This window comes from Niabella sp. (assembly GCF_030150205.1).
Taxonomy (GTDB): domain Bacteria; phylum Bacteroidota; class Bacteroidia; order Chitinophagales; family Chitinophagaceae; genus Niabella.
This window is the reverse complement of the sequence record NZ_JASLGT010000009.1, coordinates 328085-341450: the sequence shown is the minus strand read 5'-3', so window position 1 is coordinate 341450 and position 13366 is coordinate 328085. Positions and strand designations below refer to the sequence as shown.

Below are 13366 nucleotides of genomic sequence, written 5' to 3'. Positions count from 1 at the left end.
GGAAATGTGGAAATTAAGATCCATTACAGCTTACAACGTACCTTGCTGCTGCAACTCCAGCACCAGGTTCGACATTGGCTGCAGCGTAAGCGAATCACCCAGCACAACGGAAGTATTGCTGACCACATCCCTTCCCTGCTTGAAGCGCTGAAGCACCTCCCCGAACCTTGATGTAGCAATGGTTGCGGGCTTATTGTTGGTGTTCATCGCACACATGATGGTTTGCCTGCTGTCGTACCGGAAATATACATATACCCCATCATAAGGTGCAAACTGCAGCAGCTTTCCACTGGTAATGGCCGATGAATGCTTCCGGTAATTGGCCAGCGTCCGGATATAGTTAAACACCGCATTTTCTTTTTCGGTACGTCCGGATGCAACAAATTTATCCTGCGCATCCCCCTTCCATCCTCCCGGAAAATCCAGCCGTACATAACCATCGTTTGGCCAGGTAGTACCCTTCATCAGGATTTCGCTGCCGTAATACATTTGCGGAATGCCCCTGCCGGTAAGCAGCCAGGCAAAAGCCAGTTTATATTTTGCCGTATCTTCATTTACAACCGAATAAAAACGGGCAAGATCATGGTTATCCAGGAAGATCACCTGGCGCATCGGATCTGTGTAAACAAAATCCTGTGCCAGCGTGGTGTATAGTTTATTCACTCCTTCCGTCCATCCGAACGGCTGGGTCACCGCAGGAATGATTCCATAAAACAGGGTCTGAAAATCAGTGGTGGCCTGCAGGTTGCTTTTAAAAGGAATGGAATAATTATTCTGACAAAAATAGCTTTGGTTGACCACTCCGTGCACCCAGGTTTCGCCAAAGATGCTGATGCGCGGATATTCGTTGTACAGCGCCTGGTTGCAACGGTTCATGAACGGCAGATCATTATACGCATAGGTATCCACCCGCCAGCCGTCGATACCAAATTCCTCCACACTCCACAATGCGTGTTGGATCAAAAAAGTTTGCACAAACGGGTTGCTTTGATCCCAATCCGGCATGGAAGGTACAAACCAGCCATCCTCCATGATCTTCCGATCGATCTTTGAGCCATACGGATCAAATACTGCCTGGTCCTTGTAATTGGTTTGGGTAAACTTCGGCCAGCGATGAAACCAGCTGCTGTCCGGCTGATCCCGGAACAGTACATGTTCCAGCCCGGTATGATTATAGACCGCATCCTGGATCATTTTCATTCCCTTGGCATGGGTTGCATTGATCAGTTCCTTATAGGCCGCCGCTCCGCCGATACGGGGATCAATCTTATAATGATTGGTAAAGGCATAACCATGCTCGGTGCGGTTGGGCATATCATTTTCAATCACGGGGTTCAGCCATATCGCCGTAACACCCAGGTCCTTTAAGTAATCCAGATGATTTTCCACGCCCTTCAGATCCCCACCGTGCCGTTCAAATACCGAATCCCGGTTCAGCGATTGATCCCGCATACCCGGCACCCGGTCGTTAGAAGGATCGCCGTTGCTGAAACGGTCCGGCATGATCAGGTACATCAGGTCGGCTGCAGTAGCGCCGTTTGCAAAAGCCGTACCATTACCCGGCCGCCGGCTTCCCAGCGGCCATTGCACCACATCCTTACCGATCTTTATATTTACAATACCCGGCCGGGCTTCCGGGCCAATTGCCAGGTGCAGCACCAGATAGTGTGGATTTTCGAACCGTGAAATTTTTTCCAGCTTTACACCGGGATATTGAACAGTTGCTGTTTGGTTTTTTAGATCTTTACCGGCAGCCCGTACCAGTACCTGTACCTTGTTCCATTTCATATGTACCCACCAGTTGGTAGGATAGAGTTCATACTGAGCATGTGCCAATTGAAGCATCAGCAAAACGATAAACGATAAAATAATTTTTTTCATTGTTCTTTATTTTCGTATTCAGTTTTTAGCGATCAGCCTTTAGCAATCAGTTATCAGTTTTCAGTTATCAGTCTTCAGTTATCAGTCTTCAGTTATCAGTATTGCACATCAAGTATGAAACGGATCCAACCTGAAACTTGAAACCGTCCATAGTTTTCAGCGATCAGCCTTCAGTCTTCAGCAGATCTGTCATGTAATCTGGTATCCGGCATCAAACATCCAGTAACAATCGGATCTAACCTGAAACTTTAAACCTCAAACCTGGAACGGCATTCAACCTTCAGTTGATCTGTCTTGGGATCGAGGATCCTTCACCAGCCAAAAACAAATAACCGCAGCCACGATCATTAAACATCCCCCCACCTGTACGGCCAGTAAGCGGTCGTTGTGCAATACATTCCGCATCAGCCATCCAAAGCCTAATGAAGCGATGATTTCGGGTAGCACGATAAAGAAATTAAAAATGCCCATATAGATCCCCACCTTGTCTTTGGGTAATACCCCACTCAGCATAGCATAGGGCATGCTCAGGATACTTGCCCAGGCAATACCCACGCCGGTCATACAAACAAACAACATATATTTATCCGTAACCCAGGCCACACTGATCAGGCCCAGCGCACCCGCCAGTAAGCATAAAGCATGCGTGGCCTTCCTTCCTAACCGGTCTGCGATGGCCGGCAGCACCAGTGCAAATAAAAAAGTAACCACGCTGTAATAGGCCAGGGTAAGGCTTCCAAAATCTGCACCAGCCGCATATACCGGGTCTTTGGCATCCCTGCCACCAAATACATTTACCGCAACAGCCGTAGTATAATAAAACCACATCAGGAACAACCCCGGCCAGGTAAAGAACTGTACCAATGAAATGATCCGCATTTTGGGAGGCATGGTGCGCAGCGCATGCATGATTTCCCGGAAGCCGCCTCCCAATCCTTTAGCAGATTCCTTAGCCGTTTCTTTGTTGGCTGAATCCCGTGGCGGATATTCTTTCGAGGTGAATACGGTGTACAAAACGGAAGCCAGGAAAAAAAAGGCGCCCAGATAAAACGACCATTTTACATTTTCAGGAATTTCGCCCGGCATCGCGGTATTTTGAAAATGAAACAGGTTCTTCATCATCCAGGGAAGGGCCGAGGCAATACTTCCGCCCAACCCAATCATAAAGCTCTGCATGATAAACCCGCGGTTTACCTGGCTATCCGGCAGCTTATCGGTTACAAAAGCCCGGAAGGGCTCCATGGCCACATTGCCAAATACATCCAGTACCCACAACAGTCCGGCCGCCATCCAAAGTGCGCTGCTGTGCGGCATAAAGAACAATGCGACGGAACTGATCACCGCCCCAATCATAAAATAAGGTCGCCGTCTTCCCCATCGCGGGTGCCAGGTTTTATCACTCAGGTACCCGATCACCGGCTGCACCAGCAAACCGGTCAGCGGCGCTGCCAGGAATAACAGGGGCACCTGGTCCGGATCAGCACCCAGGTTCTCATAGATGCGGCCCATATTGGCGCGCTGCAGATCCCAGCCAAACTGGATCCCAAAGAATCCGACACTCATGTTGATGATCTCCGCCAGCGATAATTTTGGCTTTGGATCGTTTAATGTTACAGACATAGCAACCGGGTTTAAACAGCAAATTTAATATGTATTTAATACACATTATAAATTATTTTGAAAAAAAACACATCTTCTAAAAGTCATTATGCTCAGCGGCTCCGGAAATCATTCTCCCACAGCAACGAACCGCATGCCTGCAAATGCATTACCGGCCTGTGGTTGATATGTTCCTGCCTCAACATCTTCGCTATAACGCCCAACCGCCGCCTACCTGGCAGGTAGGCGGCGGTTGGAACCTATTTAATAATTATGGACAGCTGCGAACCCTACACGACAAATCCGCTGGGCAGCACGGCGCCTTTTTTCACCACGATAATACCATCCTTCACGGTATATAACTCATGATCCGTATTCTCCAGGTGGGTACCGCCATTCAGCCGTACATCATCCCCGATGCGGCAGTTTTTATCAATAATGCAATTACGGAGGTAACAGCGCTTCCCGATACCGATGGGCGGGATTCCCTTATTCTGATCGCGGCTCAGGTCTTCAATCGTTTCATAAAAATCGCTTCCCATAATATAACAACTCACAATAGTGGAGCCATAGCCGATCCGGGACCGGATGCCGATCACACTGTGCTCAATACGCGAAGCATTGATGATACAGCCTTCTGCAATCACCGTTTTCTCCAGTGTGGTACCGCTGATCTTTGCCGGCGGCAGCATCCGCGGACGGGTAAAGATCGCCTTGGTATTGTCAAAGAGGTTGAACTCCGGGATATCGGAAGTCAGTTCCAGGTTGGCCTCAAAAAAGGAGTAGATGTTCCCGATATCCGTCCAATACCCTTCATACTGAAAACTGGCCACCTTGTATTCGCTGATCGAAGCGGGAATGATCTCTTTTCCAAAATCTGTAGCTTCGGGATGTTTCTTTAACAACAGCGATTCCAGTAATTTCCGGTTAAAAATATAAATACCCATAGAAGCCAGGTAGTTCCGGCCTTTTTGCTGCATTGCAGCACCGGTATCGCTTTCCCATTCTTCCAGGATATCCTTCGAGGGCTTTTCAATAAAGGAAGAGATATAATGATTTTCGTCGGTCTTTAAAATACCGAATTCCGGTGCCTCACGGTCTCCAACCGGTATCGTGGCAATAGAAATTTCCGCTCCGCTTTTTTTATGCTGCTCCAGCATTTTATTAAAGTCCATCTGGTACAGCTGGTCACCGGAGAGGATCAGTACATAATCGCTGGGAAAAGGCCCCAGGTGCCGCAGACTCTGCCGCACCGCATCTGCCGTACCCTGGAACCAGGTAGGATTATCCGGTGTTTGTTCCGCCGCAAGAATATCTACAAATGCGGTACTGAAAGCACTGAACCGGTAGGTATTCTTAATATGCCGGTTTAATGACGCCGAATTGAACTGCGTCAGTACAAACATGCGATGTATATCTGAGTTGATGCAATTAGAAATGGGAATATCTACCAGCCGGTACTTCCCTGCGATGGGTACCGCCGGCTTGGAGCGGGTGCTGGTTAAAGGAGCCAGCCTGGAACCCGCTCCCCCGCCTAAGATCATGGCAATAATCTGATTTGAAATGGACATATAGAATAGTTTAAAATTGCTTGGTGTTATAAATATAAAAAGGAATCGGTAAACCCGGTATTATTATTTTATTGTTTTGGCTGAAGCGATTCATATACCTGCAGGTACTGTTTTGCAGACATATCCCATCCATGATCGATGGTCATCATCCGGCCGCGCATGGACGCATACAGATCTTTTTTGTTAGAATAAAGATCAATGGCCCGGCCTACAGAATAGGAGATATCACCCACACTGGACTGCTCCATTTTTATTCCAAAACCACCCTGATCACCAAAGTCCACAACGGTATCCTTAAGCCCGCCAATGTTCCGCACCACCGGTACCGTTCCGTAACGCAGTGCATACAACTGGTTCAGGCCGCAGGGTTCTACCCGGCTGGGCATGAGCAGGAAATCGGAACCGGCATATAGTAAATGGCTCAGCCCTTCATTATAACCAATATAGGCATTGAAATAACCTTTGAACCGGTTTTTCATCGCATCCAGCTGATTTTCTATTTCAGGATCGCCGGAACCCAGGATCAGGAAATTGGCCTTTCCCTGGTACTGGTAAATCGACTGACTGATGGCATCAGGCAGCAGGTCCGCCGCCTTCTCCCCTACCAGCCGGCCAATAAACGTGATCAGCGGTTTTTCGGGATCCAGTCCAAACTGTGCCGTTAATTCTTTTTTATTCTTATCCTTCCCCGTTGTTACGGCTTCGGTATCGTAATTTTTTGCAATAAACCCATCAGTTTGCGGATTCCACACTTCGGTATCTATACCATTAATAATACCCATGCACTTGCCCTTTTCATACTCGAAAAGGTTTTGCAATCCGTTTGCCGAATGTTTCAGTTCATTCATATAACTGGGGCTCACCGTAGTTACCTTCCAGGCGCATTTGATGGCCGATGCCATCGGGTTAATGGCATCGTTCCAATCCAGCAATCCCCAGTTCCAGGAATCATAGGCCGGCAGGTAATAATGCTTATCCCAGCCAAATTGCCCCTGGTATTCCCCGTTATGTATTGTGAACACGGTAGGTATACTTCCCAGCTGGTAGCGGAAGGCGTACGCATGTCTTGCCATAAACGGGATCAGCCCGGTATGGTGATCGTGGCAGTGGATCACATCCGGCCGGTGCTGCCAGCGTCCGATCCAGTCGCACACCGCCAGCTGGAAGGCAATGAAACGCTCGGTGTCGTCTTCATACCCGTAGATCCGCTCACGATCCAGTTTCCCATTGATATCTACCAGGTACAGATCAAACCCCAGCTTATTGGTCTTCTCCTTTATGACACTGTATTTAAACCATTCATTTCCCAATGCCTGCCCGCCCTCGTGTACCAGCTCCCATTCGTTCTGGTATAAGAACTTTGTCCGGTACATTGGCATCACTACTTTAGCCGTATGTCCAAGCTCATTCTGATACTTGGGCAAGGCCCCCACTACGTCTCCCAATCCGCCAGCCTTTGCCATCGGATAACACTCTGCTGATACATGAATTATTTCCATAATACTAGTTTCTTCCGTTACTAATGTAAGCATTATTTATAAATGAATAGAAATTGCAATGGAAAGAATTAAAATTTTTATTTAGATGATAACTATTTACATTTACTACCTCTTAAAAATTAAACGATTGACATGGCGAATCAAACGACAAAATGGTCTCAATTTGGAACGTTAATTATCGTGTTTTTTTTCTGGGGCTTTGTTGCTGCCAGTAATGATATCCTGATACCGGTGTTTAAAGAAAAATTGCACCTTACCCAGGTACAATCCCAAATGGTTTCTTTTGCATTTTATGTAGCGTATACCATCGGCTCCCTGATCTTCCTTTTGATCAGCAGCGCCATCCGCAAAGACCTTCTTCAAAAGATTGGTTATAAAAATGGTATTTCGCTGGGCCTCATCATCTCTGCCCTGGGCACCCTGATGTTTTACCCTGCCGCTCAACAGGAATCCTTTGCCTTATTTATTGTAGGTCTGTTTATTGTAGGTCTTGGTTTTTCACTTCAGCAAACCGCGGCCAATCCCCTGGCCATTATTATGGGAGATCCCAAGCTGGGCTCACAGCGTTTGAGCCTTGCCGGTGGTGTTAATAATTTTGGTACCACCATCGGGCCCCTGGTCGTAAGCTTTGCGATCTTCGGATCTGTTACCGCGTCCAGCGCCAGTGCAGATATCCAGAGCATTAAAGTTCCCTACCTGGTGTTGGGATTAGCGTTTGTGATTGTGGCAATCATTTTCCGGTTTTCTTCAGTTCCGAATAAGATCGATCTTGAAGCCATTTCCACATCGGATAACCTGGAAGCAGATGGCAGCAAACAATCGCTGGATCTGGAAACCAGCGTAACCCCACCGGCACGGCATTCTGTTTTTGCATACCCCCAACTGGTGCTGGGTATGATTGCCATATTTGTTTATGTAGGTGTAGAAGTAAGCACCGCGGCCAATTTGCCGGAGTTTATGAAAGAGCACCTGCAAACACCTACCGATAAGATCGCACCCTTTGTATCCCTTTACTGGGCCAGCCTGATGATCGGTCGCTGGACAGGGTCTGTAGGCGCTTTTGATCTCTCAAAGGGTGCAAAAAGCATTTTGCGATTCCTGATGCCCTATATCGCGTTTGCCGTTTTCCTGCTGGTAAACAAGATCGCAAACCATGATATCACACCTTTTTATATTTATGCCCTCCTGATTGTGGGCCTCATCGTTTGCGATATTTTAAGTAAGGGAAACCCGGCAAGACAGTTGCTCATTTTTAGTTGCATGGGCATGCTTGCCCTGCTTATCGGAATCTTTGCCGATAAAATGACCAGCGTTTATGCTTTTATCTGCGTAGGGCTATTCTGCTCTACCCTCTGGCCCTGTATCTTTACATTGTCCATCGCCGGCTTAGGTAAGTTTACCAATAAAGGTTCCAGCCTGCTCATTTTTATGATTATGGGTGGTGGCTTTGTAAGCCTGCTCCAGGGCTGGCTGGCAGCTCCGGAACACCTGGGCATCCAGTATTCTTACTTTGTTGGTGTCGCTTGCTTTGCTTATCTTGCCTTTTATGCCATAAGGGCAAAGGCCGCCCTGAAACAGCAAGGCATCGATTATGATGTAAAGACTTCGGGGGGCGGACATTAATATGTATTAAATGAATAATGATATGGGAATTTTAGACTTGTCAAGTGAATTAGCGATTGGCATTGATATAGGTGGTACAAATACCAAATACGGCATTGTGAATCACAGGGGTGAAATTTTGGATAAAGGAGATATAAAAACGGATGCATATCCTACTATTGAAGCATTTATTGAAGGCCTTTATGAGGCGATGAAGCCCATTATTGAAAAAAATAATGCCATTGGCATCAAGGGCATCGGCATGGGCGCTCCCAATGGAAACTATTATACAGGAACGATCGAATATGCACCAAACCTCCCCTGGAGAGGTGTCATTCCGATTGCAAAACTGGTGAGCGATAAATTCGGCATTCCCTGTACCCTTACCAATGATGCCAATGCAGCGGCCATGGGTGAAATGATGTATGGCGCGGCAAGAGGCATGAAAGATTTCATCATGATCACCCTGGGTACGGGCGTGGGCAGCGGCATTGTTGCGAATGGGCTGATGCTGTATGGCCATGACGGGTTTGCCGGTGAACTGGGGCACACGATCGTACGCCCGGGTGGACGTAAACACTGGAGCACAGGTGCACACGGATCGCTGGAGGCCTATTGCTCCGCAACCGGTATTGCCATTACCGCTAAAAAATTAAGAGCCGAAAATATTCACTCCGCATTGAATGATGTTCCGGAGGAAAACCTTGATTCCCTTGCCGTATTTGAACTGGCTGAAAAAGGAGATGAAACCGCAATGGAGGTATTCCGTTATACCGGACAGATATTGGGAGAAGCGCTGGCCAACTTTATTATGTTCTCTTCGCCGGAAGCCATTATTCTTTTTGGTGGCGTTATAAAGGCAGGTGATTATATTATGAAGCCCACGAAGGAGCACATGGAAAAAAACCTGCTGCCTATTTTTCAAAACAAGGTAAAGCTGGTGTTCAGTGAACTGAAAGAAGCCGATGCGGCGATCCTGGGTGCCAGTGCACTTGCCTGGGAGGCTTAACGTTCCAGTTTAACGTTTCAGGTACCATCCCCAAGATGAAACTTTAAACTTCAAACCCCGGTCGTCCGGGCGGGCTGAAACAAAAATTATGGATTATAAAATTCCTTCCGCAACCAGGATCGGTCATGTACACCTGAAGGTTTCCGACCTGCAGCGGTCAATTGATTTTTATTGCGGATTGCTGGGATTTGAGCTCACCACCATGTATGGTACACAGGCCGCCTTTATTTCCGCCGGAGGATACCATCACCATATTGGTTTGAATACCTGGTACAGCAAAGATGCACCGCCCGCACCGGTAAAGGCACCGGGCCTTTTTCATACGGCCATTCTCTATCCCACGCGAAAAGATCTGGCCAATATTTTATACCAGCTTATACAGGCGCATTATCCGCTTACCGGCGCTGCAGATCATGGCGTATCAGAGGCCCTGTACCTGAACGATCCGGATGGAAATGGCGTTGAACTTTACTGGGACCGTCCAAAGGAGGCCTGGCCGCAGCACCCGGACGGCAGTCTTGAAATGTATACGCGCGAACTGGATCTCGATCAGCTGTTGAAAGAGCGCGATGTTTAACGCATCACCTTAAAGCTTCAGGCCCGGGGCCGGATCTAACCTGGAACTTTGAACGTGAAACCAGGAACGGCCATCAGTTTTCAGCCATCAGCCTTCAGCTATCAGATTCAGCTATCAGTTGATGACGCCACGGCTTGGAGCGTTGACATCTCCACCAGGTATGAAACGAAATTTAACCTGGAACTTTGAACGGGAAACCTGAAACAAAAAAGAAGGGCCTCCGTTAAAAATAACAGAGGCCCATTGTAACTACCAAACCAAACTACTGTCTTCAATATCTTTAATACCGTCCGCCGGAACGGGAATTTCTTCTTCCCTCATTGTACCGGTTATTCCTTGAGCCGGATTCCCATTTTCTGAAGATCGCATCCACGATCCGGTCGATCTCTCTTCCTGAAATCCTTCGGCTGTTTACCTCATCTGTAGCCCACCCCTGCATAACCGTTTCGTCTGTACGGGCATCTACCATTGTTACCGTAATGGTTCCTTCTTTTGTGGGCACTTCATAGTTGTCATACCCCATAAACGTTGAAGGATAATACACATTATAAAAACGGCGACTGTAGGGGTTATAAAAAGTACGGAATCCTCCCCAGCCATAACGGGGATCCGATTCTATCCGTGATCCGCGCTCTACCAACACATCATAACTTAAGATCACATCCGGATTACGCGATACCTGCTGCCAACCCATACGGGATTGCAAACGATCTGAAATAGCACTTTTAACCTGGCTTTCCATCATAGTACTATTGCCGGTGCGACCCCGGCGGTCTTTTTTTTCAGCCCATGCAAATGTGCGGTACCGGCTAAAATTGGCATCGCGGGAAGTTTCTACGTGTGCTGAAGGACCACAGCCAGCCAGCACCAGGATTACCGCCGCCACTCCTAAAAATTTTATTAAACGGCTTTTCATTTTACTTCTGTTTTTCTACAAGTAAGACGCTGAAAACAGTAAATAGATAACAAGTGGGTTGTAAATTATTTGTGAAAAAAACCAAAATCATTCACAATCAAGAGATAAGCTGCTTTGAGAAAACCCATTTATTCTAACAGGCCCTTCTGCCCTGCACGCCCGTGAATTTTGCCAGCTGCAGCCTTTTGCCTAATTTAGTTATATGAGTAACACAGAAAATACCGGAACAAACACCAATTCCGGCAATCGTGGTTTAATAGGCCTTGCCATTATTGGAATTTGTATTTTGCTGGCCGGGTTTATTGTAGCCGGCGCCTATAAATATAAATTCAAAAGCCGCCAGACCATCCGGGTAACCGGCAGCGCTGAAAAAGATTTTACCAGTGATCTTATTGCCTGGAACGGCAGCTATAACCGCACCGACTTTGATTTAAAAGCGGCATACGCATTATTAAAGCAGGATGAAACCAATGTACGGAATTACCTTACCCGCAAAGGTATTACGCCCAAGCAGATGATCTTTTCTTCTGTGAAGATCGATAAGATCTTCCGGTCGAACTATAACGAAGAAACCAAGTCGACCACCACCACATTTGGCGGTTATAACCTTACCCAGAATGTAAAAGTAGAATCGGGTGATATTGCAAAGGTGGAAGCACTTTCCCGGGAAATTACCGAACTGATCGAAACAGGTATCGAGCTCAATTCACCGGAGCCCTTGTATTTTTATACCAAACTGGCGGATCTTAAGTTAGACCTGCTGGCAAAGGCTGCGGAAGATGCGCGCAAACGGGCAGAGACGATTGCCAAAAACACAGGCGGCGCTTTAGGCAACGTGGTTAAGGCCAATATGGGGATCTTTCAGATCACGGGACAAAACACCAATGAGGATTACAGCTATGGAGGCACTTTTAATACTTCATCCAAAAACAAAACCGCCAGCATTACGGTAAACCTGGAATGTGTGGTTAAATAAACAGAAAAGTGAGCAGTGAAATGCATAACATTTCACTGCTCACTTTAAACATTTCTTTTACCCCCTATCCCTTTCTGCGCCCGCCACCACTTTCGGCGTCGTTCATGCGAATCCTTCTGCCCCGGTAGTTTTTTCCGTCGAGGGCCTTGATCATGATGCGTGCAGAAGCGGAATCCACTTCAACCCAGCTGTTCATTTCCTTCATATCGATCCGGCCCAGGTTATCCTTACTCAGGCGGCTCATGTCCAGGATAAACTGCAGGAAGCTGGCTTTGTAAAAACCGTCTTTTGTTCCCAGGTTTACAAACAGGCGCTGGTATTGTCCGTTGCCAAATCCGCGGCTACCCCGCTCCTGCCCGCGTGCGCCTTTCCGGTCGTCGCCGCCGCGGTCGTTCCGCAGGTTCAGATCTACAGAGTTTTCATAATATTTCAGGAAGCGGTCAAATTCCAGGGCTGCAACACGCTGTAACACTTCCTCCTTACTGATGTTTTCAAATTTCTCTTCCAATACCGGCACATAGGCTTCGTATTCCCCATGACTGATATCGGCTTTCAACATTTTATCGATAAAATGGAAGAACTGCTTCCGGCAAACATCCTTACCCGATGGAATATCGATCTTATTGAACTTTGTGTTGATCAGCTTTTCGATTTGTCTTAACCGGTATACTTCCTTGGGTGTTACAATCGAAATGGAGATGCCACTAAGACCGGCACGACCGGTACGTCCACTCCGGTGGGTATATACTTCCGTATCATCAGGAAGCTCATAATTAATTACATGTGTGATCCCCTGCACATCAATGCCCCGTGCGGCCACATCCGTTGCAATTAACAGCTCCAGTGATTTTTCGCGGAAACGGCCCATTACTTTATCGCGCTGTACCTGGGTAAGATCTCCGTGCAACGCCTCAATATCATATCCTTCACGAATCAATTGTTCGGTGATCTGCTGGGCATCTGCCTTGGTTCTTGTAAATACAATGCCATACATCCCCGGGTTAAAATCGATAATGCGTTTCAACGTCTCGTACCGGTTGATATGTTGCGTCTGATAATACTGATGGGCAATATTGGTATTGGCTGAGTTGGCTTTTCCCACCGTAATTTCAAAGGGATTTTCCATATAGCGCTTACTTACCTGCCGGATCTCTTTGGGCATGGTAGCACTAAACAGCCAGGTGCTCTGGCGGTTGGGCGTTTCCTTCAGGATGAATTCAATATCATCTTTAAAGCCCATGTTCAACATCTCATCCGCTTCATCCAGTACTACGTAGTGAATATCTTCCAGGTTGATCGCTTTTCGTTCGATCAGGTCAATTAACCGCCCCGGTGTTGCTACAACAATATGTGTTCCTCTTTTTATTTCACGGATCTGCTGACTGATTGCAGTTCCCCCATATACGGCGGTGATGCCGATATGTGCATTCTTTTGACGGAAGGTTTGCAGGTCGTTCGTAATCTGCAAACACAATTCCCGGGTAGGACAAATGATCAGTGCCTGGGGAGAAGGAAATGACCGGTCAATCAGTTGCAGCAATGGCAAACCAAAGGCAGCCGTTTTACCGGTACCGGTTTGCGCCAGTCCGATAAAATCTTTTGTTCCCTCTAATAAAACCGGTATTGCTTGTTCCTGTATTGGAGTAGGGGTTTGAAACCCTATTTGCTGTAATGATTGAAGGAGTCCCTCTTCAATTCCCAACGATTCAAATGTAACCACTAAAATATTTTTATAA

10 protein-coding genes are annotated in these 13366 nt (G+C 47.1%); 4 read left to right on the top strand and 6 right to left on the bottom strand.

The genetic code is table 11. From position 1 onward, the window contains the following. Positions 1–30 precede the first annotated feature (30 nt). From Q1V85_RS09460 to Q1V85_RS09445, 4 genes are all read right to left on the bottom strand, one after another. On the bottom strand, positions 31–1881 hold the full coding sequence (locus Q1V85_RS09460) for a glycoside hydrolase family 13 protein (protein ID WP_300599248.1): 1851 nt from the start codon (positions 1879–1881) through the stop codon (positions 31–33). A 273-nt stretch (positions 1882–2154) separates the two neighbouring features. Further along, entirely contained in the window at positions 2155–3501 is a 1347-nt protein-coding gene (locus Q1V85_RS09455) for an MFS transporter (protein WP_300599246.1), read from the bottom strand. A 269-nt stretch (positions 3502–3770) separates the two neighbouring features. Continuing rightward, complete coding sequence (locus tag Q1V85_RS09450; protein ID WP_300599245.1) at positions 3771–5051, bottom strand: glucose-1-phosphate adenylyltransferase; 1281 nt, start codon at positions 5049–5051, stop codon at positions 3771–3773. Positions 5052–5119: 68 nt separating this feature from the next. Next, positions 5120–6550: a glycogen synthase gene (locus tag Q1V85_RS09445; RefSeq protein ID WP_300599243.1), complete on the bottom strand. Its 1431-nt coding sequence runs from the start codon at positions 6548–6550 to the stop codon at positions 5120–5122. 132 nt (positions 6551–6682) lie between these two features. Between Q1V85_RS09445 and Q1V85_RS09440 the strand changes: the two genes are divergently transcribed. From Q1V85_RS09440 to Q1V85_RS09430, 3 genes are all read left to right on the top strand, one after another. After that, positions 6683–8173, top strand: coding sequence for an MFS transporter (locus Q1V85_RS09440; RefSeq protein ID WP_300599241.1), 1491 nt, complete (start codon positions 6683–6685; stop codon positions 8171–8173). Positions 8174–8195: 22 nt separating this feature from the next. Continuing rightward, the gene (locus tag Q1V85_RS09435) at positions 8196–9161 is read left to right on the top strand and encodes an ROK family protein (protein ID WP_300599239.1); all 966 of its coding nucleotides are present in this window, start codon (positions 8196–8198) and stop codon (positions 9159–9161) included. Between the two features lie 88 nt (positions 9162–9249). Then, on the top strand, positions 9250–9738 hold the full coding sequence (locus Q1V85_RS09430; RefSeq protein ID WP_300599237.1) for a VOC family protein: 489 nt from the start codon (positions 9250–9252) through the stop codon (positions 9736–9738). A 280-nt stretch (positions 9739–10018) separates the two neighbouring features. Here Q1V85_RS09430 and Q1V85_RS09425 read toward each other — a convergent pair whose 3' ends face one another. Further along, entirely contained in the window at positions 10019–10654 is a 636-nt protein-coding gene (locus tag Q1V85_RS09425) for a DUF4136 domain-containing protein (protein ID WP_300599234.1), read from the bottom strand. Positions 10655–10856: 202 nt separating this feature from the next. Between Q1V85_RS09425 and Q1V85_RS09420 the strand changes: the two genes are divergently transcribed. Then, positions 10857–11630: an SIMPL domain-containing protein gene (locus Q1V85_RS09420; RefSeq protein WP_300599231.1), complete on the top strand. Its 774-nt coding sequence runs from the start codon at positions 10857–10859 to the stop codon at positions 11628–11630. Positions 11631–11694: 64 nt separating this feature from the next. Here Q1V85_RS09420 and Q1V85_RS09415 read toward each other — a convergent pair whose 3' ends face one another. Then, entirely contained in the window at positions 11695–13350 is a 1656-nt protein-coding gene (locus Q1V85_RS09415; RefSeq protein ID WP_300599229.1) for a DEAD/DEAH box helicase, read from the bottom strand. Positions 13351–13366 lie beyond the last annotated feature (16 nt).